The sequence below is a fragment of the Mucilaginibacter sp. 5C4 genome, from assembly GCF_034345625.1.
Lineage (GTDB): Bacteria > Bacteroidota > Bacteroidia > Sphingobacteriales > Sphingobacteriaceae > Mucilaginibacter > Mucilaginibacter aurantiaciroseus.
The window spans coordinates 4,351,041-4,376,004 of record NZ_CP133775.1 but is presented as its reverse complement, the minus strand read 5'-3'; the positions used below and the strand labels follow the sequence as shown (position 1 = coordinate 4,376,004).

Here is a 24,964-nt window from a genome sequence, read left to right as displayed (position 1 = left end):
TGATGTGCTCATGAATTTCGCGGATAGGGTAATAAACTTTAATAAACATCTGGAATATGCCGGGCCGGCACTGCCTGCCAATATCCGGGTCATGAACCCGTTTAAAGAGGAAGAGGGGAACGCGTTACAGGTATCATCAGCGTTTTATAAAAAATATTATAGCGATGATAATAAGCGCCACCTCATCATGGGCATTAATCCCGGCAGATTTGGCAGCGGTTTAACTGGCGTGCCATTCACTGATCCTAAACGCCTAAAGTCGGAATGCGATATTGAATACGAGGGAAAGGTTACCCATGAGCCATCATCTGTTTACGTATACGAAATAATAAACGCTTATGGTGGTGCCGAAGCTTTTTACAATAAGTTTTACATCAGTTCGCTTTGTCCGCTGGGCTTTACTACCATAGATAACAAAGGCAAGGAAAAGAACTATAATTACTACGATAGTAAAGAGTTATGCACAGCAGTAACCCCGTTTATTATCGATAATATAAAAATCCAAATTGCTTTAGGCTGCTATACCGATACGTGCTTTTGTTTCGGTACGGGGCAAAACGAGAAGTTTTTAAAGAAGCTGAACAATGAGCATGGCTTTTTTAAAAAGATAGTAGCGCTGGAGCACCCTCGCTTCATTATGCAGTATAAAGCTAAAACCAAACAGATTTATATCGATAAATACCTCGAAGCTTTAAGCGGGGTTTGATCGCACCTCGAAAAAATCACAAAAGGTTGCAAATAGATAATTTCCGTAAGCCATTAAAAAAAATTATTTTGCACCCTCTCTTGAATGAAGTTTTTTAACCGACCAGTTAAACCAGAAGATACCGCAGACGATAAGCTATTAGCAAGCTACCGGGAAAGCCGCGACCTGAAAGTTTTGGGCCGCCTGTACGAGCGCTATATGCCGCTGGTTTATGGTGTGGGTTTAAAATATTTAAAGGATGAGGAACGTGCGCAGGATGCCGTGATGGCCATATTTGAGGAATTAGCGCAAAAGGTACACCAGCACGAAATAAAGCAGTTTAGGGCATGGCTATATGTGCTTAGCCGCAACCACTGCCTAATGCAACTGCGGAGTGGTAAAAAATTAGAGACCGTAACCTTAGATGAGTTTATGGAATTTACCCCTGTTTTGCATCCTGATACTGAGAAACGCGAAGAAGCCATGCAGGCTTTGGAACGTTGTTTGGAGAAGTTAACGCCGGCACAGCAACAAAGCGTTAAGTTATTTTACCTTGACGAGAAGTGTTATAAAGAAGTAGCCGACGAAACAGGCTTTACCTTAAACGAGGTAAAAAGCTACATACAAAACGGAAAGCGCAACCTTAAAATTTGCCTTGAAAAGAACAGTGGAGAATAAGCAGGCCGACATACAGCAAATACAGAAGTATCTTAACGGGGAGCTTGATGCCCGCGCTATGAATAAATTAGAGCGCCGGGCACAGTATGATCCGTTTTTGATGGATGCGCTGGAAGGGTATGGTGCTGTAAAGACAGACCAGCAGAGCAATCTTGCGGCCTTGCAACAGCAATTAGAAGCCCGTACAGCAACTAAAGTGCGCCGCATAGCGCCTTGGGCGGTTACAGCAATTGCGGCAAGCGTAATAGGCTTTGCGGTAGTTGTAGGTTTGTTGTATAAAAATAGCGGCAACGATAAACAACTACCACAAGTCGCCATGATCCAGCCGGTGAAAATAGCACCTGCTGATACAACGCCGGTGGTGATAGGCAAACAGGCAGAGCAGGTTATTACAACACCACAAAAGCAAACTATAGCATTTAAAAGAAAAGCACTCGCTAAACCATTCGCACCAATCAACACAGATACAAAAGCAAATGCGGCTTTTCAACAGAAGGATATTACCACCGCGAGCCTCGCTGCTGCCAAAAACCAACCGGCTATTAGTGTGTTAGAAGAAATGGTTGCTTCGGACATAATAGCAAACAAAAAACAGGATACTGTTTTGGATGGCGAATTTATAGCGATCAACAAAAATGCATCGCAACTTACGGTTATAAAAAGCAAGGCCGCAGGTGCCGGCATCACTACCCGCCCCGGGAAAGCAACTGACAATAACCCTACAGCATTGGCCAATGCCGGGCTGCCACCAAATTTAATGGCAGGTGCAGTTATAGACCGTAAAGATGCTCAGCCCCTGCCCGATGCATCAGGAAGGGTAAATGCAAAAAAGGTTACAACCGCCCAGGCAAATGCTTATGGTTATACCAGGCCCGATATTAAGAAAGATGATGGTAATGCAGAGGTTTCGTCTTTCGGTACCAAATCATTTAAAAATAATGATAGTGCCGCGGCGCAGGATAAAACTTCACCGATTTTAAGGCAAGTGGCTATCGCCGATAAAAATATTGCCAAAACCGCGAATGCCCGTCCCTTAGTTGGCTGGGATGATTATAGAAAATACCTGCTGCAGAATGCTGTTAGTCCGGATGGTAAAGAAGGAACGGTTGAATTGAAAGTAACCATTAACCCAAATGGATCAATTACCGAGGTTGCAATAACCAAAGGTTTAAGTATCGCTGCCGATGTAAAAGCTATCAGCATTATCCAAAATGGCCCGGCTTGGGTTGGTAATAGCTCTGGGAAAGCTGAAGATGTGAAAGTTAAGGTGGAGTTTCATTAGTAGGCGGCTATTTCTCCATGCGTCATTGCAATGACGGTGTTGCTTAGCGCAATGACAAATAACCAAAAAAGGCGATAGGATCTAAAACCTATCGCCTTTTTCCATATCAAGTAAAAACGTATTACTTCTTATTCTTATCGTAATAACCAAATACCTTTTGTAGTAGCGGTGTGGTACGTGCACCAAGGTTTTGGCGAATGTTTAGTTCTTCCTGGGCAATTTCTACAAACAGGCCCTCAATAGCGCGTTGGGTAACGTAATCGCTTATATCCGGGTTTACTTTGCTTACAAATGGCACTTTGTTGTAGGCGTTTGCAGCATCAGTGTAATATTTTGTTGCGCCCACTTTGTTTAAGCTGGTTTCTATAACCGGTTTAAAGCCAGCGGCCAATGCCATAGTGGTTGTGCGTTTAAAGTATTGGGTGGCAGCATCTTTATTTCCTAAAAGGATGTTGGTTACATCCGTTAGGGTCATTTGTTTTATGGCATTAACAAAAATTGGTTTTGCTTTGCCTGCGGCATCTTCTGCTGCACGGTTAAGGGAAAGGATAACGTTATCTGCTAATTTGCCCAAGCCAATGCTACGCAGTGTTTTCTCAACCTTTTGTGCCTCGGGCGGGAAAAGTATTTTGATAGCGGCATTGCCAAAGAAACCATTTACAGCCGATAGCTGGTCTGAACTTTTGCCGGTACCTATTTCAAGGGCTTGTTTAAGGCCGTTGTTAATTTCGAGGTTAGTGGGGTTGCCCAACTGGTTTACCGTGGTTTGTGCAACCTGGCTAAGCGTATCGCAGCTGCAAAATAAAATGAACAGGAACGGGATAAGGATAAGCGTTTTTTTCATGATATAAAGTAAGCAAATTTACTGCCAGTAATGCAGTAATTAGATGTGCCTTACCAACATAAACATCAGGCCGGCAATAAGTGCCGAAATAGGGATGGTAATTATCCATGCCCAAACCAGGTTTATGGTAACACCCCAGCGCACTGCCGACACACGTTTTGTTAACCCAACCCCAATGATAGAGCCGGTAATAGTATGCGTAGTTGAAACCGGGATGGCAAAATGCTCGGTAATAAATAAGGTTATCGCACCGGCAGTTTCAGCTGCTACACCCTCTAAAGGGGTTATCTTAGTTATCTTAGAACCCATAGTTTTCACGATCTTCCAACCGCCAGACATGGTACCTAATGATATTGCAGTGTAACAAGACAGTGGGATCCACTCGGGCATCGGCGCGCCGCTGTTCACAACCTTCGCTGCTACTAAACTTACGTATAAGATACCCATTACTTTTTGGGCATCATTAGTACCATGCGCAAAACTTAATGCCGCAGCAGATACCAGCTGTAACCTCTTAAACCAACGCTCGGCCGTAACCGGCTTGGCCTTTTTACAAACATGCAGGATAAAAATGGTTATAAAGTAAGCAATGAATAAACCAATAAAAGGCGCCAACACGATATAGGCAACGATCTTGATAATATAAACGGAGTTAATGGCAGCCATAGCAGGCTGGCCCATAAATAATGCATTGGTTATACCCGCGCCTGCAAAACCACCAATAAGGGTGTGCGATGAACTGGAAGGAATCCCAAACCACCAGGTAGTTAAATTCCAGGTGATGGCGGCGATAAGGCCGGCCAGTACCACGTGCAGGGTGATGAATTCTTCGTGAACAGTTTTAGCAACCGTGTTGGCTACTTTATGGTCTTTAATAAAAAAGTAAGCGGCAAAGTTAAATACTGCAGCAAGCAATACCGCCTGGAAGGGCGTTAGCACCTTGGTTGATACAATAGTAGCTATAGAGTTGGCCGCATCATGAAAACCATTAGTGTAATCAAAAATAAGCGCCAGGGCAATTACAGCAACAAGTAGGGTAGTAACCATTTAAAAGGATATAAATTATGCTTAGGCGTTTTTTATAAGTATAGATTCCATCACGTTAGCGGCATCTTCGCACATATCTGTAGCGGTTTCAAGCGCGGCTAAGATCTCTTTGTATTTGATCAGGCGGATAGCGTCTGTTTCGTAAAGGAACAAATCGGCAACGGCGCGGTCAAAAACGTAATCGGCCTGGTTTTCTACACTGTTTATGCGGATGCAAGAATCTGCAATGGCGCGTACGTTACGTAGGTCTTTAAGCTCGCGTACTGCCTTTTCAAGATCAGTACCGGCTTGTAGTATCAATTCAGATAATTTACGGATGTGCTCGTTAAAATCGTCTATCCTGTAAAGCAGCATGCGGTTAGCCGCGCCATGGATATAATCGGCAATATCATCAATAGCGGTAGCTAAAGCATGGATATCCTCACGATCGAACGGGGTGATAAAGTTTTTTCCCAGTTCAAGATAAATCTGATGGGTAAGCTCATCCCCCTTATTCTCCAACTTGTCAATCTGCCTGAAAAGTTCTTCGCGGGTGGCAGGGTTAACCGAGTTAACGGCTTCAACCAAAATGGTTGCCATGCTTACAACATTACTTGCTGCCTGCTCAAAAAGCGGGAAGAAGGTTTTTTTATCCTTTGGTACAAAATACTGGAATATACTGTTAAGTGACATCTTGGTTCGTAAAATTTCGATAAAGGTACAGTTGCAATGTTAAGTTAATGTTAATTTTTTAACGCTGGTATGTTTGGGAAAGGTAAAGTTTGTTTGGCAATTTGCAACGTGAAGCCAAAGGTCGATCCCATGCCCTCGGTGCTGCGTACATTAATGGTTTGCTGGTGCGCTTCCACAATATGCTTAACAATGGCCAGCCCCAAACCCGAGCCGCCAATTTGCCTGGAACGGCTGGTATCTGTACGGTAAAACCTTTCAAATAAACGCGGGAGGAACTTTTCTTCGATGCCTATACCATCATCGGTAACTTCCACCAATACTTGCTCGTGCAGGGTAAAGGTGCTCACCGAGGTATTGCCACCCTCTTTGCCATATTTAAAGGAATTATCTATCAGGTTCACCAAAACCTGTCGTATTTTTTCACGGTCGGCGTTAACAAATATGCCGTCGTCATATTTTTGTTTAAACGTTAATTTAATATTGTGCTGTTTGGATTTTAATTCCAAAGATTCAAAAACCTCTTTGATGAGGTCGTTAATTTTAAACTTGCTGTAATTGATAGGTATCTCACCCGATTCCAACTTCGAGATCTCATCCAGGTCGTTGATCAGGTAGCTTAAACGGTCAACATTCTTTGATGCTTTTTCGAGGAATTGCAAGGCGAGTTGTTTATCTTCCAGTTCATCGTCCTGCAAAGCTTCTATATATCCTTGTATAGCAAAGAGGGGGGTTTTAAACTCGTGTGAGATATTAGAAAGGAAATCCCTGCGGAATTTTTCCTGCTTTTTCAGGTCGTCGATCTCGCTTTTCTTTTGCTTGGCCCACTCTTTTACTTCCTGCTCAACATCGTTTATAGGGTCGGCGCTTACGTGTTCGCCAAGTGCATCGCGCAGGTCGCGGCCAAGTTTAAGGTTATGGATAAGCTTATAAATAAGCTTAATTTTTGAGTAGATGTATTTCTCTATCAGGTAGTAAAAAACAATATAACTGGTGATGAAGGTAACCAGGAAGGTTATCATTACATCGTACCACTTGTGCTGAAAGTAGTAATTTACTGCCGATAAGGTGATGGCAACGGCGGCAGCGTTAATCAGGATCAATACGCGCAATTTCATAGTATAAAGTTACTATTTGTAAACGGTTATAATTAACACAGAAGCAGGCCCCTGTGTTAATTAATTGTTATTATTTGCTGCGCGGATAAAAAGCGGGGATTATTTTGCGGCCTCGGCTTCAAAATTAATGGTGACATCGTCGCTCATGGTCATGCTGTTGCCGCCAATTTTAAAATCTTTACGGTTTATTTTAAAGCTGCCTTTAAATAAGTTACCTGTGGCTACTGTAGCGTATGCAAATGGCACTTCAATAGGTTTAGTAATGCCTTTTACGGTCAAATTAAAAACACCGGTAAAGTTATTGCCGCTGTTCTTTTTAAAAGATACCGACGACAGGCTCATTTTCGGATATTTCTGCACATCGAAGTAGTCGTCCCTTTTCAGGTGCTCATCGCGCATATCGTTATCGGTGTTAATGGCGTTAACATCCGCAGTAGCTTCAATTTTGCTGGTTGCCAGCTTAGCGGGGTCAAAGGTTATATTACCTTGCACGCCGCCAATTACGCCGCCGGTTTTAATGCCGAGGTTCTTCAACTCGAACGAGATCTTAGCTTTCGTAATATTGTTTTGTGCTAACGCGCTTGTGCCAATGATGAGGAAAGCTATAGCTGCTATAATGTTTTTCATGTTGCAATATGACGGTTTTATCCCGGCCGGGTTTAACGCTGGTATAATTTTACTTTGGTCCGATATTAAAACTCCACGTGCGCCCTAACCGATAGTACGTTTACCGGCCCGCGGTCCTTATTATAAGCGGGGTTGGCTATGAACTGATAATCGGGAGAGATCCAAAGTTTATGCTGATACGCGTTTATTTTATAGTAAACCTCGGCGATCAATTCGGGCGAGTAGTTCAACTGGCCATCACCAATAATAAAACCGTAACCGCCGGCGGCCAAATAATCCTTATGATCATTTGAGATGCCATTACCTACAAAAGCAAGGCCCAGTTCGTCATCCTTACGGCTCCACCTGTTGCCTTTAAGCACAGCACCAAGGCTTATCGAGCGGTCGATCTCTGTAAAGGCCCAGGTCTCGGTTTTGCCATCATTGTAGCTTGCTTTGGCAAATACGCCAAAATCATCGCTCAGGTACTGGTCTGCATTAATGCCGAAACCATATTTATGGCGGCCGTAACCCTGTGTAGCATCCACATCCGGCGCGGCAGGGTTTAGGTTAATGGCATCGCGGTAAACGCCCATTATCCCGTTATTACGAAAACCCAGTAACCTCAATGTGCCTTTATGCCCATTTAAAGTATAGCGCCTTTCATACTCTAATGTTTGGGTGTTGGCGTGGCTTAGGTGCTCATCCCAGGTGGATCCGTTAGCGGTTGTAGTTGTCATGGTAAAGGCAAAGCGCAGGTTCCAGTTGGGTTGTGCAAAGTCGGCCATTGCACCTATTACATAACCACGGGTGTTGGCGGGGTAATCCCAGGCGGCATTATCCATTAAACTCCAGTTCATGAATTGAGAACGTGGGTCATGGCTAAATTCGTTGCCGTCAAAAAAATCGGCCATGCCAAATTTACCGGCGGTAATTTTTAGGTAGCGTTTGCTGCGCATGCCTGCCAGCTGGTTTACATCATCTTCAATATATTCTTTCTCATCGCCAAAATTAAAGTACTGGGTAAGGTAAAGGCGTGCTAAATAGATCTTAGGCTCGGCAGCGCCTATGCGAAAAGTTTCGCCATTTGGGAAACCCGCTATGCCCAGCGTTTTGCTTAGGCCCGATCCTCCGCTTAATTCAGGGTTTAAATAGGCCTCGGCACCTTTCCATAACCTTGCGCCGCCAAATAGTGTACTTGTTAATGATGTTTGGGTTTCGGCATTTGGGATCAAACTATTTTGCCCGGTGTATGGCGCAGAGAACTGCGGCTTGTACTGCATGATAATCGTTTGCTGAAAATGCAGGTTAAAACGCTGGGTTTTTATAGTATCCTGCGCAGCGGCAAGTTTGGCTATGCCTAATAATATGGTTAATGAAAGTAAAGTTTTTTTCATGCTGATGAAACGTTGGGTCAGGTATTTAGTTTATTGTACTTCGGTATAAAATTGCTCCAAAAAGGTTTCCATAAAATTATGGCGTTGTAGGGCCATTTGCTTGCCCGTTTCGGTATTCATTTTATCCTTTAGTAAAAGTAGCTTTTCGTAAAAGTGATTAATGGTAGGGGCTTTGGTGTTTTTATATTCTTCCTTGCTCATGGTAAGGTTGGGTTTAATTTCGGGGTTGTAGATCTCCCTGTCCTTAAAGCCGCCGTAAGTAAATGCGCGGGCTATGCCAATTGCGCCTATAGCATCCAGCCTGTCGGCATCCTGTACTATGGCTAATTCTTTGGAGTGAAAAGTTGTTTTATCAAAGCTTGCCTTAAACGACATATGCCTGATGATCTGCTGAACATGGATCACAACATCTTCATCAACATTAATGCTTTGTAGGAATTTACCGGCAGTGGCAGGGCCAATTTCTTCGTTGCCATTGTGGAATTTGCTATCGGCAATATCATGCAGCAGGGCGGCAAGTTCAACGGTAAGCAGATCGCAATCCTCGGTATTCGCTATGTGTTTGGCATTGGTCCAAACGCGCTGTATATGCCACCAATCGTGCCCGCCTTCGGCATTTTTTAGCGTGTCCTGAACAAAGGTTACTGTTTTTTGGATTATAGGGGGGGTAGTCATATCTGCAAATTAGTGTGCAAATATAACAGGATGGTAATTATAATTAGCCTTTTTTAGCCAGTTAAGCGGCTTCCGCTTCTGTGGTGTTGATTAGCTCCATCAGGTCGGTATCTATTATCTCAGCTATTTGAAACAAACGCTCAACGGTAATTTTTGTGTAGCCCAACTCTATTTTACTGTAGGCGTTTTGGGATATATTCAGTTTAGCGGCTAAATACTCTTGTGTATAGTTCAGTTCCTCACGTTTGTTACGAATGTTGGTAGCAACGGCTTTAACTTTGTAATTCAGCATCTTACTCATTATGTTTAATTAAGATATTAACATATAAACGAAATAGGAGTGAGTGCGGATTTCAAAAAATAAATTTTAACGATTTTTTTAGGGCGCGTAAATAATGGAAGTATAGCGGATTTTTAAAACAAGAAAAGCGGCTATTAGCCGCTTTTCTTTATCATCCCAAAAGGAATAAATTAATTTATATCATACTTTATCACTACTGTTGGCAGCAATGTAGCCGCGTTAAGCGGGATTTGATCTGTAGCTACGATAGGGCGGCGGTTTTTATAAAAACCGTAAGCCGCTTTTTGTACATCCACTATACCTGTAGCCGGGTTATTGTAGTTGATAGAGAAGGGAATTATAAAATCGTGAAACTTTTCTTTATTAGGTATGATCCATTTTTTGGTCGATTTTTTTAACGCGGCGATAGTCGGCATAGTTAGCAGGTAATCGTCGGCATAATAAATAACCAGTTTTTGGATATTGCCGTTAATATCGGCAGTGAATTTTATAACTGCTACACCCGCAGCTTTTTTTGCAATTATTTCGGGAGTAACGGTTAGGCTATCCTTAAAAAATTTGTTCATAATGGGCGCACCACCCTGGAAAGGGAAAGCCAGGTCTTGCTGCGCATGTGCGCAAAATGATGTTAAAACAAGTGCAAATATGATAAGTTTTTTCATTCTGTTTCTTTTGGTTCGCGTTTGCTGCCTTCGTAAAGCTCGTACTCAAACAAGCGGCAGTCTAACTTTCCGTTATAAAATTCAATCCTGCGGGCGGCCTTCAAACCTATCTTTTTAGCAAGATCTGGGTTGCCGGTAAAAACGTATCCGCGGTAGCCAAGGGCCTTCTTTTTCAGGAAATCTCCTACACGTTTGTAGGTTATTTCCAGTTTGGTGTGCACGCCTAAACGTTCGCCGTACTCAGGGTTAAACATAATAACACCACCACCTTCGGGTACTTCGGTGTCCTCAAAGTCACAAACGTAAAACTCTATTAAATGTTCTACACCTGCTGTATTCGCATTCTTGCGGGCAATATCAATGGCATCGTCAGATATGTCTGTAGCGATGATCTTAAAGTCGACCGCCTTTTTGGCTTTATCCTTTAATTTACGGCGCTCCACAAAAAACTCCTGCTCATCATACCCCATAATATGCATAAAGCCATAGTTCATACGGAAGAGGCCGGGGTGCTTATCAGTCGCCAATAAAGCAGCTTCGATAGCTAACGTGCCCGAACCGCACATAGGGTTAATAAATGTACTTGCCCTATCCCAGTTGGTAGCCATAATGGTTGATGTAGCTAAAGCCTCCAGCATAGGGGCCTTGCCCGGTATTTTGCGGTAGCTGTGTTTGGCCAGTGTTTCGCCCGATGTATCTATGTAGATATCGGCCTTATCGTCCTGCCAGTAAAGGCTAACAACGGTTTTATTATTATCGGCACCGGAGTTTGGGCGGATGCCTTTTTTGTCTTTTATCCTATCTACAATGGCATCTTTTACTTTAACGTTGGCGAACAACGGCGTAAGGATATGCTCGTTATTGACGTTAGAGGTTACCGAAAAATAGCCCGAAAAATCGATCAGTTCTTCCCATTCTATCTGTACCAGCTCGTCGTACAGTTGTTTTGGGTCGGCAGCGGTAAAGCTTTTAAGCAGGTATAAAACCTGGCTTGCGCAACGCAGGTTAAGGTTTAGCGCAATGGTATCTGTTACGGTACCAACCAACTCGATGCCGGTTTGGAATACGCGTGTGGGTTTAAAGCCTAATGCTTCAACCTCTTGCTGCAAATAAGGCGACAGCCTTTTGTTGCAGGTGATAATGATCTTACTCTCAGTGTGGAAAACTTGCATAATTATTTTGCGAATTTATGAATTAAATACGCCGCTATTTAATTTCATACTATTAACTTTACATTTTAAATATTTTCTTAAGTTATGGAAGTTAAAGGTAAGGTATATGAAGTGTCGGCAACCCAACAGGTTACCGAGTCATTAAAAAAGAGAGAATTGATACTTGAGTACGTAGAGAACCCACAATATCCCGAGTATTTAAAGTTCGAAGCTATTCAAGATCGTTGCAATTTATTGGACAACGTTAAGGTTGGCGACGATGTAGAAGTGTTTTTTAACATGAAAGGCCGCCCATGGACTGATAAGACAGGTAAAAAAACATACTTTAACTCGTTACAACTTTGGAAAGTTAATGCTTTAAGCGCAGCCGGCGCAGCATCAACCCCGGAATATGCAGCCCCTGCTGATATCAGCTCGGCACCGGATGATGACGATTTGCCGTTTTAATAAGTTGGCGGTTTTCAGTTTGCATTAACAGGCAGGCCATAAAATATAAAAGCCCTTCTAATTATTTAGAAGGGCCTTTTTGTGGATTTGCTTTGCGGTAAAAGTTTCAAAATGAAACCATTAACCGCAAACTACTCTTTAACTATCTTTTTCACAGCAACGCTTGCACCTTGCTTAACCTGCAGGTAGTAAACACCATTTAACGGTAAGCTCATCTTTTTGCTGAAACTGCCTGCAGTTGCTTTATCTGCCCATAATACTTTTCCCTCGGTATCGGTAAATTTTATATCAGCGGTGGTTTTCGCCGGCAGGTTGAATGATAAGTTGGTTTTACCTGTAGAAAACTCAGGAGTTAGGATAAGATCATTTAAAACCAGTTCGGCTTTATCTATACCGGCAATACGCTTTAATATCTCTTTTGATGGCTCTGATACGCAAAAGCTAATATTGGTGCTGATGCCATCATTATCCGTATTAGAATAATTAAAGGTTTGCGAATTGCGGCTGCTAAATTCAAACCCCTGCTTGCGTTTAGGCATATTAAAACTAAATGTTTTCAGGTCTGTCTGCGGTAATTCGTTATCAAAACGGTAAGTGAACGCCTGTACGCTATCGGCACCTCTCAGTCTTTTCAAACGGATCTTTACATCCTTACGGCTGCTATCAAAATCAGCTATCTGTGGCTCATCGCCGGCGCTGCTTCTTTCAATTACAACATCGTTGGTATTGCCACCGGTTATTCTTTTTTTAATAACTACTTTAGAATTTGAACGACCTGGGCTACCCGGCGCAATAGGGGTTGGCGGTAAGCTGTTCATGGCATCAAGCGCGTCTTTACGCTCGGCAACAGTTAGTTTTTTTATGTTTTTACCGTTAAAGGTGGTGTCGCCATTAACGATCTGGATCTCAATATTTTTTTGCGATTGCGCCAATACCAAAGGCGGCAAGCCAAGTATGGCTATTAGGGCAACCGAGAATATAAATTCAAAGCCGGGCTTGATAAACTTCTTCATTGTTTGTGTTGATTTATGTATAAGACTTGCAAGTTTAGGAAACTGTTACAAATCAACCGATTAAAACTTGGGTGATAATATGTTAAAAATTGTTAAAAGCAATTGTTCTCATTTAATTTAAAATATTTTTGTGATTGCATGAAAAGAAGAAGCATAGGGCTTATCATTGGTTTAATGGGATTTGCGCTTTTGGGCGTGGTGGTTATGCAATTGTATTTTTTGCGCCAATCGTACCAAATGCAGTCCGAGCTTTTTAACAGGTCGGTTAACGAGGCGTTAAACAATGTGGTATCAAAAGTTACCAAGCAGGATGCCCTTAATTTTCTGAATGCAAAAACACAAATAATTACCCTAAAGCGTTCCGAAACAGTCGACAAAAAGAGCGTAATAAGTATCAATGGCAGCAAAAGCATTATTGGCGAAGCCCTGGTGCTAAAGAAAAAGCAAACCAAACGCGAGCGTAAACTGGCCATGCTGCGTGATAGCCTGAAACGGATGATCCTCCATAAAAAGATGGATGACGATGTAGCCGGGCTAATGCAGCAGGGGTCGCTTAACCTGCGCATCCGCATAGAACAATATACCGATGAATTTGGCGAAGTGCATGGCCGTTTTATCCCCGAAATTGTAAAAAGTGCACCAAGGCCGTTTAAACAAAAACTACACAAGTACGATACGCTGCGTTACACTTATATCGACCCGCAATTTGGCCCGCAGATCATATCAGTACCGCACCTTAATCCCGAATGGCTAAGAGAGCAGGAGCGCTTGCAAAAAGACCGGCAGTTTAAGCAGGTGAAACGAATGCTGGAGACAGACTCATTAGAGAACGTTACTCCCAACACCAAAAAGGCAAATGTTATTGAGAACCTGGCCGAGGAATACCGCAAAAGCGATGAGCCCCTTGATAAGCGTTTAAATAATTTCTGGATAGATTCATTACTCCGCTTTGAATTACATAACCGCGGCATCTTTTTACCTTTTAGCTATGAGGTAAGCACCGCCAATAGTGATTCGCTTATTTTTAGCAGTGCTTTAGATACAAAGGGTGCCAAGCCGGAGTTTATCCCGGCCAACACCTTTCAAAAGGCCATTTTTAGTAATGAGTTGATAAACGACCCGGGCAAGATCAAGATCTCGTTCCCGCAAAAAAGCTCTTTTATTTTAGGTAATATGACCGCGACTATGGGTACCACAGGCGGGCTGCTTTTTGTGCTGATATTTTGTTTCGGTTATACCATCTTCTCGATACTGAGGCAAAAGAAGATCTCGGAGATGAAGATAGACTTCATCAACAACATGACGCACGAGTTTAAAACCCCGGTATCAACTATAATGATAGCCAGCGAGGCTTTAAAGGATAAAGAGATAGCGGAGGACCAGGTGCGTGTTGCCCGCCTGGCCAATGTAATTTATGAAGAGAATGTACGTTTAGGTAGCCACATAGAACGCGTGCTAAACATTGCCCGTATTGAGCGTAACGACTTTAAGCTGGATAAAATGCCGCTTGACGTAAACGAAATGATCACGATTGTGCTGGACAGCATGGCGCTTAAAATGCAAAAATGCAATGCTGATGTTACCCTTAATCTTGACGCCGAGCGCCCGGTTATTGTTGCTGATGAACTGCACTTTAGCAACGTAATGTTCAACCTGATAGATAACGCTATTAAGTATAGTACCGATGCACCTGAGATTGCCATTAGTACATTAAATAAGAACGGCCATGTGCTGATCCGCGTTGCAGATAAAGGCATAGGCATGAACCGCGACCAGCAGGCTAAAATATTTGAACAGTTTTACCGCATACCAACCGGTAACCTGCACGATGTAAAAGGCTTTGGCCTTGGTTTAAGCTATGTGAATACCATTGTTAAACGCCTTGATGGAACCATCGGCGTAAAGTCTGAAAAAGAGAAAGGTTCGGAGTTTGAATTGAAGTTCCCTGTTGCGTAATAAGTCCGCAAGACGGATAAGTCGGAAGTATAAATTATTAACCATAACCTTACGGACTTTCGGTCTTTTCCGACATCCGGACTAAACATCATGAAAAAAATACTACTTGTTGAAGACGACCCGAACCTTGGCTTGCTATTGCAAGACTACCTTGCATTAAAGGGCAAGTTTGACGTTGTATTATGTAAAGATGGTGAGGAAGGCCTGCGTGCTTTCACCAAACAAAGCTTCGACCTGCTGATACTGGATGTAATGATGCCTAAAAAGGATGGTTTTACCTTAGGTAAAGAGATCCGTAAAATAAACGCCCATGTGCCCATTATCTTCGCTACGGCGAAAGCCATGATAGAAGATAAAACCATAGCCTTTAACCTTGGTGGCGATGATTACATTACCAAACCCTTCCGCATCGAAGAGCTTTTACTACGCATAAATGCCCTGTTAAAACGTACCGATATCCACGAGAAAAAAGGCGATGAGAACCCATCTCAATTTAAACTGGGCAGCTACAATTTTGATTATACCTCGCAAATTATAACGCGCGATAACATACTGCAAAAGCTATCTACCAAAGAAGCCGAACTGCTGCGTTTGCTTTGCATCAAAAAAAATGAAGTGCTTACCCGCGAGGAAGCCCTGCTGAACATCTGGCATGATGATAATTACTTTAACGGCCGCAGTATGGATGTTTTTCTGAGCAAGATCCGTAAGTATTTAAAAGATGACCCATCGGTAGAGATCATCAATGTGCACGGCAGGGGATATAAGTTGTTAATCAATTAACTGCCAAGTTCGCCCGGTAAAGCGCCCACGCTTGGCCGCACATCATTTTAAGCATCCACGCTTAAAATATACTGCAGCGAGGACGCTGCCAAACGCTATTGCATCAAGCGTTGACGCTCGACGCGGCGGGTATTCAGGGCTTCGATAAATTCGCGAAAATCTTCATTGAAAATATTACCCATTACAATTTCCGGGTTCTAATGCTAAAAGCAGTGCGATCCATCTTGGGTGGGTCGTTTTCAGGATAATTATAAGCGATGCTATTCAAATAGTTAACTATGCTTAATCTTTCTTTAAGTGGTAGTTCCTTATAATATTTATCATGGTCGGCAGCTTCTTTTGCTGTTTGAGTTTTAAAAGCAGTTCTGTCTAAACGATATTCACTCATAGTTCAGATATAACTCAAAGCTAATTATCACTTGTAACAACTTTGTTAAATCGATACTTAAGAAATTATAGCACAAATAGATAAGTTTGTTCAAACTTAACTGACGCTCATTATGAAATTAAAATTACTCTACACTTGTATGGCCATTACAGGTATAGCAGGAACTGCGTTCGCGCAGGAAACTGTTGACCAGGCCGCCGTCCAAAAAATTCGTGAAGAAGGGATGAACCATTCAAAAGTAATGGAAACCGCTTTCTATTTAACAGATGTTTCCGGCCCGCGTCTGGCTAATTCACCAGGTTTAAAACGCGCGCAGGATTGGGCTGTTAACCAGCTAAAAACCTGGGGCATGGTAAACTCTAAATTAGAGCCATGGGGCAAATTTGGTAAAGGTTGGGAAGTTCAAAAGAACTATGCCGCTATTACTGTACCTTACTATCATGCTATCATTGCAATCCCCAAAGCATGGACACCGGGCACAAACGGCCCTATAAAAGGTGATGTTGTGTTGGTGAAGGCCGATACCACTACCGATCTTGACAAATACAAAGGCACACTTGCCGGTAAAATTGTAATTTTTGATAGCCAGGCAAAATTAATGCCGGGTACCAAGGCAGATCTTTCCCGTTACACCGACGAAGAGCTTGATAAAATGGCTACTGCTACTATGGCACCAGCAGGTGGCCCGCGCCGCCAGTTTGACCCAAACAGCCCCCAAATGGCTGCACGTCGTAAAATGATAGCGATGCGTGGTGCTATCAGCAAGTTTTTAGTGGACGAAAAAGTGGGTTTGATATTAGCACAGGGCCGTGGTAACTATGGTACTACATTTACTACCAATGGCTCATCATATGCCGATACTGCTAAAGCAGTTGCCCCTGAATTAGAAACCAGCGGCGAAGATTACCTGCGTATTTTACGTTTGGTGAAAGCTGGCCAAAAGGTAACCATGGAGGCTGACATTAAAACTGAATTTTTCACTAATGATATGCAGGGCTACAACGTAGTTGCCGAAATATCGGGTACTGATAAAAAATTGAAAGACCAGGTTATTATGATAGGTGGCCACTTAGATTCATGGCATGGTGCAACCGGCGCTACAGATAATGCTGCCGGCAGCGCGGTAATGATGGAGGCTATGCGTATCCTGAAAACTATCGGCTTTAAACCAAAACGCACTATCCGCATTGCTCTTTGGAGCAGCGAGGAGCAAGGTTTATTTGGCTCACGTGGTTACGTGGCCGCGCACTTTGGCGACCCTAAAACGATGGTGTTAAAACCAGAGCAGGCTAAATTGGACGCTTACTATAACCTGGATAACGGTACCGGTAAGATTCGTGGTATTTACTTACAGGGCGACAGCGCAGCAGGGCCGATATTTAAAGAATGGTTAGCGCCGTTTAAAGATCTTGGTGCTACTACGGTAACCGTTAGCAACACAGGCGGTACAGATCACCAGTCGTTTGATGCGGTTGGTCTTCCGGGCTTCCAGTTTATTCAGGATGGTATGGATTATAACACCCGTACCCACCACAGTAACCAGGACACCTACGATCGCCTAAGCGAAGACGATTTAAAACAAGCGGCTACCATCGTAGCATCTTTTGTATACAATACATCAGAACGTAAGGATATGATCCCACGTAAAGCATTGCCAACCCCTTTACCGGCTACAACTGGCAGGTAAGGTTTGTTGAATTATAAAAAGGAAGCCGCTTGAATTATTAAGCGGCTTTTCTGTTGGATATCGAATTGCTATTAAGACGCTATAATATGCGTGTTATCTCTTTTAATGGCGTTCTTTTTAACCTGTTCAGCAATGCCTGCGGCATCATAACCGCATTCAGCCCAAAGTTCGGGTTGTTCGCCATGTTCAATAACAAGGTCGGGGATGCCTAAGCGGGTTACCTGTGCCTGGTAATGGTTATCGGCCATAAATTCTAATATGGCGGTACCCATCCCACCTTCAATGCAACCATCCTCAACCGTTACAATATGATTGAATTTCTTGAAGATGTCATGCAGCAAGGCTTTGTCAAGCGGTTTTACAAAACGCAGGTCGTAGTGTGCCGGATAATAACCTTCGGCATTCAGCGTAACGGTTGCCTTAACGGCTTCATTACCTATAGCACCAAAGCTTATAATGGCTACTTCTTCGCCTTCGCATATCATGCGGCCTTTACCAACCGGGATAGCCTTTAACGGGCGTTGCCAGTCAATCATCACCCCATTACCACGCGGGTAACGGATCACAAACGGCCCCATATTATCTAACTGGGCGGTGTACATCAGGTTACGCAGTTCTTCCTCGTTCATCGGGGCAGATACCGTCATGTTCGGTACGCATCGCATAAAGGCGATATCGTATGCACCGTGGTGCGTTCCGCCATCGGCACCGGCAAAACCGGCACGGTCAAGGCAAAATACTACGTTCAGTTTTTGCAGGGCCACATCATGTATCACCTGGTCGTAAGCGCGCTGCATAAAGCTGGAGTAGATGTTACAAAATGGCACAAGCCCTTGTGTAGCTAAGCCCGCGCTAAAAGTTACGGCATGCTGCTCGGCAATACCCACGTCAAACGCGCGGTTTGGCATAGCCTTCATCATCAGGTTTAACGAACAGCCCGATGGCATAGCCGGGGTAATACCCATAATTTTAGGGTTAGCCTCGGCAAGTTCTATAATAGTATGGCCAAACACGTCCTGGTATTTAGGCGGCTGTGGCTTATCGTACTTTGTTTTCTTTATTTCGCCGGTTATCTTGTCGAACAAGCCGGGGGCGTGCCATTTGGTCTGGTCCTTTTCGGCCAGTGCGTAGCCTTTACCTTTAACGGTAACGCAATGTAATAGCTTAGGGCCGGGGATGTCTTTAAGGTCCTGCAATAATTTCACCAAATGTTTTACATCGTGGCCGTCAACCGGGCCAAAATAGCGGAATTTAAGTGCCTCGAAAAAGTTGCTGCGTTTAAGCAGCGTGCCTTTTATGCTCTTTTCAATCTTCTTGGCAAACTTAAAGGCATCCGGCCCCATTGATGAGATCTTGGTAAGCACGGTGGCTATATCATCGCGGAAACGGTTATAGGGTTTAGATGTGGTAATATCGGTGAGGTATTCCTTTAGCGCCCCAACATTAGGGTCTATCGACATGTTATTGTCGTTCAATATCACCAGGATGTTCGAGTTTTCGATACCGGCATGGTTAAGCGCTTCAAAGGCAAGCCCGGCTGTCATGGCGCCATCGCCAATAACGGCTACGTGCTGCCTGTCGGTTTCGCCTTTGTATTGTGATGCAACGGCCATACCCAGTGCTGCCGAAATTGAGGTAGACGAGTGGCCCACGCCAAAAGTGTCGAAAATGCTTTCGCTTCGTTTTGGGAAACCGCTAATGCCTTTGTAAATACGGTTGGTGTGGAAGTTCTCGCGGCGGCCCGTCAAAATTTTGTGGCCGTATGCCTGGTGCCCAACATCCCATACCAATTGGTCGTATGGGGTGTTTAGTACGTACTGCAGGGCTACGGTAAGCTCTACAGTACCAAGGCTGGCGGCAAAATGGCCACCGTTAACCGATACTACATCAATAATATATTGGCGCAGCTCGTTACACACCTGCTCCAGTTCGTCTTCTTTAAATTCCTTTAAATCAGATGGATAGTTTATGCGTTTTAAAAATTCACCGGCGGGTACCTGCATGTATGATATTCACTCTTTTATAATCTACAAAGTAAGTTATTTAATTACTAATAATTGGAATACATTAAAGGTAATTATTGTTTTGAATTTCATAATTTATAATCTTTTTAAATGTAAATAGCTGTATTTTTGACACATGACCGAAGATGGGTTCTCCATAAAGTTATCACAGTTTGAAGGGCCATTCGATCTTTTGCTGTTTTTTATCGAGCGCGACGAGCTTGATATCCACGATATTCCCATCGCTAAAATTACCGACGATTTCCTGCATTACATTCACCAAATGACGGTACTGAACATGGAACTGGCCAGCGAATTTATTTTTGTTGCCGCCACCCTGATGCGTATCAAAGCCAAAATGTTGCTGCCGCGATACAATGCAGATGAAGAAGAGAACGAACTGGATACCAAAGAGGGGCTGATCCGTAAACTTATCGAGTACAAAAAATTCAAGGTGCTTTGCGATGAGATCCGCCCTTTTGAGGACGAGCGCTTTCAGCAGGAGAAACGCGGCAATATCAAACTCGACCTGGAACAGGTAGAAAAAGTAACCGTGCCCGGCGAGGAGTTATCCGAGCTGAACCTATACAAGCTGATGATGGTTTATAACCGCATGATGCGCCAGTACATGACCCGCACCGAGGAAGTACACCATACTGTAGTGCAATACCCGTACACCATCGAAAAACAAAAGGAAGCCATCAACAACCTGCTGCGCATCAATAAAAAAATGGATTTTAAGAACATCGCCGGCAACAGCGAGAACAAGGTGCACTTTGTATATAATTTTTTAGCCGTGCTGGAGATGCTTCAGCAGGAAATGATAGATATAACTATTGGGTTGGGATACAATAACTTTTGGATAGTGCCTAAAGGGGAGATTTGAGAATTTAGATGTGAGATATGAGACAAGTTACGTTAATAAAACAATTTGTAAGCTCGAATAATGTATTTTCATCTCAAATCTCATATCTCCCATCTCAAATCTAATCTTAATATCTAAATTAGCAGCGTTTTACACACAACAATGAAAAGAGACAAATTAATATTTAAGTTGTTAGACGAAGAGCAACAACGCCAGGAAGAAGGAATTGAGCTTATTGCATCAGAAAACTTTGTAAGCAAGCAGGTAATGGAAGCAGCAGGTTCTGTGGCTACCAACAAATACGCCGAAGGCTTGCCGGGCAAGCGCTATTATGGCGGCTGTGAGGTGGTTGATGAGATTGAGACCATTGCTATCGAACGCGCCAAACAATTGTTTAATGCCGAGTGGGCAAACGTGCAGCCACACAGCGGCGCGCAGGCAAACGCGGCAGTAATGCTTGCGGTGCTAAATCCCGGCGATAAAATACTAGGTTTCGATCTTTCTCATGGTGGGCATTTAACACATGGTTCACCTGTAAATTTTTCGGGTAAACTATACGAACCGCATTTTTACGGTGTTGTAAAAGAAACAGGCCTTATCGACTACAAACAGCTTGAAAAGGTTGCTTTGGAGCAAAAACCAAAACTGATCATTTGCGGTGCTTCGGCCTACTCACGCGATTGGGATTATGCCTTTATCCGTAAAGTTGCTGACAAAGTTGGCGCTTTGGTACTGGCAGATATTAGCCACCCGGCAGGCTTAATTGCCCGTGGTTTGTTAACAGATCCACTTCCGCATGTACATATTGTTACTACCACTACCCATAAAACACTCCGCGGCCCGCGTGGCGGGCTTATCCTTTTAGGTAAAGATTTTGCAAACCCATGGGGTTTAAAAACACCAAAAGGCGAGGTTAAAATGATGTCGGCATTGTTAGATATGGCTGTGTTCCCGGGTACACAGGGTGGCCCGTTAGAACATATCATCGCTGCTAAGGCAATTGCTTTTGGCGAGGCATTGTCTGACAGCTATATGAAATACATTACCCAGGTTAAACTAAACGGTGCCGCAATGGCGAAAGCGTTAGTTGCTAAAGGTTATGATATTATCTCAGGCGGTACAGACAATCACCTGATACTGATAGACCTTCGTAATAAAAACATCACCGGTAAAGCGGCCGAAAACGCCCTTGTAAAGGCAGATATCACCGCTAATAAAAATATGGTGCCTTATGATGATAAGTCGCCGTTTGTAACATCGGGTATCCGTGTTGGTACTGCTGCTATAACTACCCGTGGCCTAAAAGAGAAGCATATGGAAACCATTGTTGACCTGATAGATGCGGTATTATTAGATCCTGAAAACGAAACTTCTATCAATAAAATCCGTAAAAAGGTTCATAACTTGATGGAAGATTTTCCGTTGTACAAGGATTAACGTTACAGTAATAAATGGGGATAGCGCCGGAAAACTCTTTGGATATTGAAAGTAAGCGGTTACAAGCGCTTAATTCATACGGCGTACTGGATACGTTGCCCGAGAAAGAGTATGATGCTATCACCCGTTTGGCTTCCTATATATGCCAGGCGCCATTGGCTTTTATATCTTTTATAGATGATAAAAGGCAATGGTTTAAATCAAGTGTAGGGTTGGATATCGAGTCTGTCCCTATCTCTGATTCCTTTTGCAGGTACACCATTTTAACAGACCATTTGGTAGAAGTACCTGATACTACCCAAAACGAATTGTTTTGCGAGGCAGAGATGGTTACCGGTGAATTTGGCATCCGCTTTTACGCGAGCGCGCCGTTGATAGACCCCGACGGATACCGCATTGGTACCCTTTGCGTATTCGACCAAAAAGTAAAGCATCTTAACGACGAACAGCGTGATGCCCTGCGTACTTTGGCTGACGAGGTGATGTCGCACCTGACGTTGCGGAAGCAAAAAAAGGAACTTGAAAAAAGCCTGGAGCTGCATAAAGAGTTTTCAAACCTGTTCAACAGCTCGTCCGAGATTCATTTTATAGCCGGTGCCGATTCTAACATCGAAACCATAAACGATGCGGTGCTCACTATCCTGGGCTACACCCCGGAACAAGCCATTGGCCGTGGCTTATGGGATTTTGTGGCCGGCAAAAACCGCGACCTTTATGTGCCGCTGATACAAAAAGCCATCCAATCTCAAAAGCCTTTCGGCCTGGAAACCAAGACAGTTACCCGCACCGGTGAAGTTAAGCACATCAGTTGGACAGCCGTTAACAAAGGCGGCAAATGGTTTGCCAGCGGCCGAGATACTACTTTTCAACAAAACTTAATAGACGAAACCAGGCAACTATCATTAGTTGCCAGTAAAATACGCAACGGTGTTGTTATCAGTAACATTAATGACGAAGTTCTTTGGATAAACGATGCCTTTGAAAACATAACGGGCTACAGCCTGCAGGATGTGCAAGGCAAATTTTTAGGGGAAGTTTTAAAAGGCAGGCCAAAAGATGCCGAGGCCGAAGCCATATTGGTAGAAGCCCGTAAAAACAAACAGCCTTACGAGGTTGAGCTATCCATGACAAGTAAAGATGGCCGCGCCGTATGGATATTGGTTACCAATACCGTTATTTATGCGGAGGACGGCACATTTGAGAAATACATCCGCATCATTACTAATATTACCGCCCGTAAACAAGCCGAGCATGATGTAGAGATTCTGTCATTCGCCGCGCGTAAATCGCCAAGCGGGATCATGATCCGTGATGCCAAAGGCGAGATTATTTGGATGAACGAAGCAATGGAGCATATTATCGGGTATTCTATGGATGAACTAAAAGGCCAAATTGTAGGCACTAAGCTTATCGGCCCGGACACTAATCTGGAAGTTTATCAGGATGCTGTACAGGCGGTTAAAGAAAATAGGCCTTACGAGGTCGAAATAAAGATCTATAAAGGTGATGGTTCGACGGCCTGGGTATTTATATCAAATAGTCCGCTGTTTAACGAGACAGGTTACGTTGAGCGCCAGATAGGTGTGATGGTAGATATTACCGAACGTAAAAAAGTGGAAGAGGAGTTAACCATGCTTTCGCTTGTGGCCAGCAAAACCACCAGTGGCGTAGTGATAAACGATAGCGCGGGCAAGGTTGAATGGGTAAACAATGCCTTTGAAAAAATTACAGGCTATACGCTCGATGATATTAAGGACAAGCACCTTGGTGATTCGCTGAAAGGTGAACTGACTGATGTGAGCATCATTACCAAAGCACGGGAACTGTCCGAAAAGAAACAATCTTTTGAGGTTGACTTGCTGATATACCGCAGGGATGGGCTGCCGTTATGGATCTCGGTCATCAACTCGGTTATTATGGGCGAAGATGGGAAGGTGGATAAATACATCGAAACTATTATTGACATCACAGCCAAAAAGAAGGCCGAGCTGGAGCTAATATCTGCTAAAGAAGAGGCATTACAATTAAGCCGCGCAAAGGATATGTTCATAGGGGTGATGAGTCACGAGATCCGTACGCCGCTAAATGCGGTTATCGGTATGTCGCACTTGCTGCTGAACGATAACCCGTTGGAATCGCAAAAAGAGAACCTGAGTATACTGAAATTCTCGGCTGAGAACCTAATGACGCTGATAAACGATGTGCTCGATTTTACAAAAATAGAGACCGGCAACATCGAACTGGAGAAAGCCAACGTAAACATGCGCGATATGGTGCAAAGCATAATCGGCTCCATGAAGTATAAGGCCGACGAGAAAAATATATACCTCACTCAAAGCATTGACGAAAGTGTGCCCGATATGGTTTTGGGCGATAGGGCCCGCCTTGTTCAGATATTGTTGAATTTGGTGAGTAATTCTGTTAAATTTACCGCCAAAGGTGGTGTTAATATCGACTTAAAAGTAATTGAGCAGACAAAAGAAACCGTACGGATCCGCTTTGGCGTATCTGATACCGGTATTGGCATTGCTAAGAACAAATTAAACACCATATTTGAGTTGTTTAAGCAAGCCGAGGCTGATACTACCCGAAATTATGGCGGTACGGGTTTAGGTTTGGCAATTAGCAAGCGTTTAATAGAACTGCACGACTCACGTATAAACGTAGACAGCGTACTTGGGGAAGGCTCAACTTTTTGGTTTACCATAACTTTTAATAAATTAGTAAACCATCAAACAAATACAAAAAACAACGTGAACACAGGATTAAATATCAATGTATTGGTGGTTGATGATAACCAAATAAACAGGTTGCTAATTAATAAAGTGCTAAAAAAATGGGGCGCAACCGCCGACTTTGCCGAGAACGGACAGGAAGCAATTGATAAGCTTGAAATGCACAAAAACTTTGATGTTGTACTGATGGACATCCACATGCCCGTTATGGGCGGCCTGGAAGCAACAGGTATTATCCGCTCCAAATTGGATGCCTACTTCCAAAAATTACCAATAATAGCCCTTACCGCGTCTATGCTGAGCAACCAAATGGGCCAGATAGAAAACGCCGGGATGAACGATTACATCCTGAAACCTTTCGACCCAACCACACTTTTCGAAAAACTAAGCAGGTATCAGAAACAATAATTGGTGAGTGGTGAATAGTTGATTAGTGAGTGGTTTCCGCATTTGTGATGCTGAGCGATATCGATGCATCTAATAGCTGATATGTATGCTGTATGCAAATCAAAAT

At 43.4% G+C, this 24,964-nt stretch carries 23 protein-coding genes; 10 read left to right on the top strand and 13 right to left on the bottom strand.

Annotation, left to right across the window (positions count from 1 at the left end; all coding sequences use genetic code 11):
- Positions 1-10: 10 nt before the first annotated feature.
- The 3 genes from RHM67_RS20405 (at position 11) to RHM67_RS20395 (ending at position 2,645) form a co-directional block, all read left to right on the top strand.
- Positions 11-706, top strand: a complete 696-nt coding sequence (locus RHM67_RS20405) for a uracil-DNA glycosylase family protein (protein ID WP_322229289.1) — start codon at positions 11-13, stop codon at positions 704-706.
- 84 nt (positions 707-790) lie between these two features.
- Entirely contained in the window at positions 791-1,363 is a 573-nt protein-coding gene (locus tag RHM67_RS20400; protein WP_322229287.1) for a sigma-70 family RNA polymerase sigma factor, read from the top strand.
- Positions 1,341-2,645 (top strand): energy transducer TonB, encoded by a 1,305-nt coding sequence (locus tag RHM67_RS20395; protein WP_322229284.1) that lies wholly within the window; start codon positions 1,341-1,343, stop codon positions 2,643-2,645. Before RHM67_RS20400 ends, RHM67_RS20395 begins: the two co-directional genes overlap by 23 nt.
- Before the next feature lie 121 nt (positions 2,646-2,766).
- Here the strand turns inward: RHM67_RS20395 and RHM67_RS20390 are convergent, their stop codons facing one another.
- The 10 genes from RHM67_RS20390 to RHM67_RS20345 form a co-directional block, all read right to left on the bottom strand.
- Positions 2,767-3,489 (bottom strand): DUF4197 domain-containing protein, encoded by a 723-nt coding sequence (locus tag RHM67_RS20390; RefSeq protein ID WP_322229281.1) that lies wholly within the window; start codon positions 3,487-3,489, stop codon positions 2,767-2,769.
- A gap of 39 nt (positions 3,490-3,528) precedes the next feature.
- A complete protein-coding gene (locus RHM67_RS20385; protein WP_252759367.1) occupies positions 3,529-4,536 on the bottom strand; it encodes an inorganic phosphate transporter in 1,008 nt (335 codons plus the stop codon).
- Positions 4,537-4,557: 21 nt separating this feature from the next.
- Complete coding sequence (locus RHM67_RS20380; protein ID WP_067059170.1) at positions 4,558-5,208, bottom strand: DUF47 domain-containing protein; 651 nt, start codon at positions 5,206-5,208, stop codon at positions 4,558-4,560.
- Positions 5,209-5,258: 50 nt separating this feature from the next.
- Positions 5,259-6,323 (bottom strand): sensor histidine kinase, encoded by a 1,065-nt coding sequence (locus tag RHM67_RS20375; protein ID WP_322229276.1) that lies wholly within the window; start codon positions 6,321-6,323, stop codon positions 5,259-5,261.
- Between the two features lie 99 nt (positions 6,324-6,422).
- Positions 6,423-6,950: a YceI family protein gene (locus RHM67_RS20370; RefSeq protein WP_322229274.1), complete on the bottom strand. Its 528-nt coding sequence runs from the start codon at positions 6,948-6,950 to the stop codon at positions 6,423-6,425.
- Positions 6,951-7,015: 65 nt separating this feature from the next.
- Positions 7,016-8,326 (bottom strand): carbohydrate porin, encoded by a 1,311-nt coding sequence (locus tag RHM67_RS20365; RefSeq protein WP_322229272.1) that lies wholly within the window; start codon positions 8,324-8,326, stop codon positions 7,016-7,018.
- A gap of 30 nt (positions 8,327-8,356) precedes the next feature.
- Positions 8,357-9,001 (bottom strand): HD domain-containing protein, encoded by a 645-nt coding sequence (locus RHM67_RS20360; RefSeq protein ID WP_322229270.1) that lies wholly within the window; start codon positions 8,999-9,001, stop codon positions 8,357-8,359.
- 61 nt (positions 9,002-9,062) lie between these two features.
- Positions 9,063-9,302, bottom strand: coding sequence for a helix-turn-helix transcriptional regulator (locus RHM67_RS20355; protein WP_322229268.1), 240 nt, complete (start codon positions 9,300-9,302; stop codon positions 9,063-9,065).
- 170 nt (positions 9,303-9,472) lie between these two features.
- Entirely contained in the window at positions 9,473-9,964 is a 492-nt protein-coding gene (locus RHM67_RS20350; protein WP_322229265.1) for a hypothetical protein, read from the bottom strand.
- The gene (locus RHM67_RS20345; protein WP_322229263.1) at positions 9,961-11,136 is read right to left on the bottom strand and encodes a THUMP domain-containing class I SAM-dependent RNA methyltransferase; all 1,176 of its coding nucleotides are present in this window, start codon (positions 11,134-11,136) and stop codon (positions 9,961-9,963) included. Before RHM67_RS20345 ends, RHM67_RS20350 begins: the two co-directional genes overlap by 4 nt.
- An 84-nt stretch (positions 11,137-11,220) precedes the next feature.
- Here RHM67_RS20345 and RHM67_RS20340 point away from each other — a divergent pair, with 84 nt between their 5' ends.
- The gene (locus RHM67_RS20340) at positions 11,221-11,583 is read left to right on the top strand and encodes a DUF3127 domain-containing protein (RefSeq protein ID WP_322229260.1); all 363 of its coding nucleotides are present in this window, start codon (positions 11,221-11,223) and stop codon (positions 11,581-11,583) included.
- A gap of 131 nt (positions 11,584-11,714) precedes the next feature.
- On the opposite strand, the gene RHM67_RS20335 is transcribed toward RHM67_RS20340, so the two are convergent.
- Positions 11,715-12,596 carry a T9SS type A sorting domain-containing protein gene (locus RHM67_RS20335; protein ID WP_322229258.1) on the bottom strand — a complete coding sequence of 294 codons (882 nt, stop codon included), beginning with the start codon at positions 12,594-12,596 and terminating at the stop codon, positions 11,715-11,717.
- A 138-nt stretch (positions 12,597-12,734) separates the two neighbouring features.
- On the opposite strand from RHM67_RS20335, the gene RHM67_RS20330 reads away from it, so the two are divergent.
- Together RHM67_RS20330 and RHM67_RS20325 are read left to right on the top strand one after the other, a co-directional pair.
- Entirely contained in the window at positions 12,735-14,552 is a 1,818-nt protein-coding gene (locus RHM67_RS20330) for a HAMP domain-containing sensor histidine kinase (protein WP_322229256.1), read from the top strand.
- 90 nt (positions 14,553-14,642) lie between these two features.
- The gene (locus RHM67_RS20325; RefSeq protein WP_322229254.1) at positions 14,643-15,335 is read left to right on the top strand and encodes a response regulator transcription factor; all 693 of its coding nucleotides are present in this window, start codon (positions 14,643-14,645) and stop codon (positions 15,333-15,335) included.
- A gap of 181 nt (positions 15,336-15,516) precedes the next feature.
- Here RHM67_RS20325 and RHM67_RS20320 read toward each other — a convergent pair whose 3' ends face one another.
- Positions 15,517-15,723 (bottom strand): hypothetical protein, encoded by a 207-nt coding sequence (locus RHM67_RS20320; RefSeq protein ID WP_322229252.1) that lies wholly within the window; start codon positions 15,721-15,723, stop codon positions 15,517-15,519.
- A gap of 112 nt (positions 15,724-15,835) precedes the next feature.
- Between RHM67_RS20320 and RHM67_RS20315 the strand changes: the two genes are divergently transcribed.
- Positions 15,836-17,410, top strand: coding sequence for a M28 family metallopeptidase (locus RHM67_RS20315; RefSeq protein WP_322229250.1), 1,575 nt, complete (start codon positions 15,836-15,838; stop codon positions 17,408-17,410).
- A gap of 71 nt (positions 17,411-17,481) precedes the next feature.
- Here RHM67_RS20315 and dxs read toward each other — a convergent pair whose 3' ends face one another.
- Positions 17,482-19,413 (bottom strand): 1-deoxy-D-xylulose-5-phosphate synthase, encoded by a 1,932-nt coding sequence (gene dxs, locus RHM67_RS20310; RefSeq protein WP_322229248.1) that lies wholly within the window; start codon positions 19,411-19,413, stop codon positions 17,482-17,484.
- A 136-nt stretch (positions 19,414-19,549) separates the two neighbouring features.
- On the opposite strand from dxs, the gene RHM67_RS20305 reads away from it, so the two are divergent.
- The 3 genes from RHM67_RS20305 to RHM67_RS20295 all read left to right on the top strand — a co-directional run bounded on the left by RHM67_RS20305 (position 19,550) and on the right by RHM67_RS20295 (position 24,858).
- Complete coding sequence (locus RHM67_RS20305) at positions 19,550-20,299, top strand: segregation and condensation protein A (protein WP_322229245.1); 750 nt, start codon at positions 19,550-19,552, stop codon at positions 20,297-20,299.
- A gap of 141 nt (positions 20,300-20,440) precedes the next feature.
- Positions 20,441-21,715 carry a serine hydroxymethyltransferase gene (glyA, locus tag RHM67_RS20300; RefSeq protein ID WP_322229243.1) on the top strand — a complete coding sequence of 425 codons (1,275 nt, stop codon included), beginning with the start codon at positions 20,441-20,443 and terminating at the stop codon, positions 21,713-21,715.
- Positions 21,716-21,729: 14 nt separating this feature from the next.
- Complete coding sequence (locus tag RHM67_RS20295) at positions 21,730-24,858, top strand: PAS domain S-box protein (RefSeq protein WP_322229241.1); 3,129 nt, start codon at positions 21,730-21,732, stop codon at positions 24,856-24,858.
- The last annotated feature ends 106 nt before the right edge of the window (positions 24,859-24,964 follow it).

What these genes read in the sequence shown, in the direction of transcription:
- RHM67_RS20360 (WP_322229270.1), bottom strand. Translation starts at nt 9,001, where the DNA reads ATGACTACCCCCCCTATAATCCAAAAAACAGTAACCTTTGTTCAGGAC.
- dxs (WP_322229248.1), bottom strand. Translation starts at nt 19,413, where the DNA reads ATGCAGGTACCCGCCGGTGAATTTTTAAAACGCATAAACTATCCATCT.
- RHM67_RS20390 (WP_322229281.1), bottom strand. Translation starts at nt 3,489, where the DNA reads ATGAAAAAAACGCTTATCCTTATCCCGTTCCTGTTCATTTTATTTTGC.
- RHM67_RS20350 (WP_322229265.1), bottom strand. Translation starts at nt 9,964, where the DNA reads ATGAAAAAACTTATCATATTTGCACTTGTTTTAACATCATTTTGCGCA.
- glyA (WP_322229243.1), top strand. Translation starts at nt 20,441, where the DNA reads ATGAAAAGAGACAAATTAATATTTAAGTTGTTAGACGAAGAGCAACAA.
- RHM67_RS20315 (WP_322229250.1), top strand. Translation starts at nt 15,836, where the DNA reads ATGAAATTAAAATTACTCTACACTTGTATGGCCATTACAGGTATAGCA.
- RHM67_RS20295 (WP_322229241.1), top strand. Translation starts at nt 21,730, where the DNA reads ATGGGGATAGCGCCGGAAAACTCTTTGGATATTGAAAGTAAGCGGTTA.
- RHM67_RS20330 (WP_322229256.1), top strand. Translation starts at nt 12,735, where the DNA reads ATGAAAAGAAGAAGCATAGGGCTTATCATTGGTTTAATGGGATTTGCG.
- RHM67_RS20370 (WP_322229274.1), bottom strand. Translation starts at nt 6,950, where the DNA reads ATGAAAAACATTATAGCAGCTATAGCTTTCCTCATCATTGGCACAAGC.
- RHM67_RS20400 (WP_322229287.1), top strand. Translation starts at nt 791, where the DNA reads ATGAAGTTTTTTAACCGACCAGTTAAACCAGAAGATACCGCAGACGAT.
- RHM67_RS20385 (WP_252759367.1), bottom strand. Translation starts at nt 4,536, where the DNA reads ATGGTTACTACCCTACTTGTTGCTGTAATTGCCCTGGCGCTTATTTTT.
- RHM67_RS20335 (WP_322229258.1), bottom strand. Translation starts at nt 12,596, where the DNA reads ATGAAGAAGTTTATCAAGCCCGGCTTTGAATTTATATTCTCGGTTGCC.
- RHM67_RS20305 (WP_322229245.1), top strand. Translation starts at nt 19,550, where the DNA reads ATGACCGAAGATGGGTTCTCCATAAAGTTATCACAGTTTGAAGGGCCA.
- RHM67_RS20405 (WP_322229289.1), top strand. Translation starts at nt 11, where the DNA reads ATGAATTTCGCGGATAGGGTAATAAACTTTAATAAACATCTGGAATAT.
- RHM67_RS20380 (WP_067059170.1), bottom strand. Translation starts at nt 5,208, where the DNA reads ATGTCACTTAACAGTATATTCCAGTATTTTGTACCAAAGGATAAAAAA.
- RHM67_RS20345 (WP_322229263.1), bottom strand. Translation starts at nt 11,136, where the DNA reads ATGCAAGTTTTCCACACTGAGAGTAAGATCATTATCACCTGCAACAAA.
- RHM67_RS20365 (WP_322229272.1), bottom strand. Translation starts at nt 8,326, where the DNA reads ATGAAAAAAACTTTACTTTCATTAACCATATTATTAGGCATAGCCAAA.
- RHM67_RS20375 (WP_322229276.1), bottom strand. Translation starts at nt 6,323, where the DNA reads ATGAAATTGCGCGTATTGATCCTGATTAACGCTGCCGCCGTTGCCATC.
- RHM67_RS20340 (WP_322229260.1), top strand. Translation starts at nt 11,221, where the DNA reads ATGGAAGTTAAAGGTAAGGTATATGAAGTGTCGGCAACCCAACAGGTT.
- RHM67_RS20320 (WP_322229252.1), bottom strand. Translation starts at nt 15,723, where the DNA reads ATGAGTGAATATCGTTTAGACAGAACTGCTTTTAAAACTCAAACAGCA.
- RHM67_RS20325 (WP_322229254.1), top strand. Translation starts at nt 14,643, where the DNA reads ATGAAAAAAATACTACTTGTTGAAGACGACCCGAACCTTGGCTTGCTA.
- RHM67_RS20355 (WP_322229268.1), bottom strand. Translation starts at nt 9,302, where the DNA reads ATGAGTAAGATGCTGAATTACAAAGTTAAAGCCGTTGCTACCAACATT.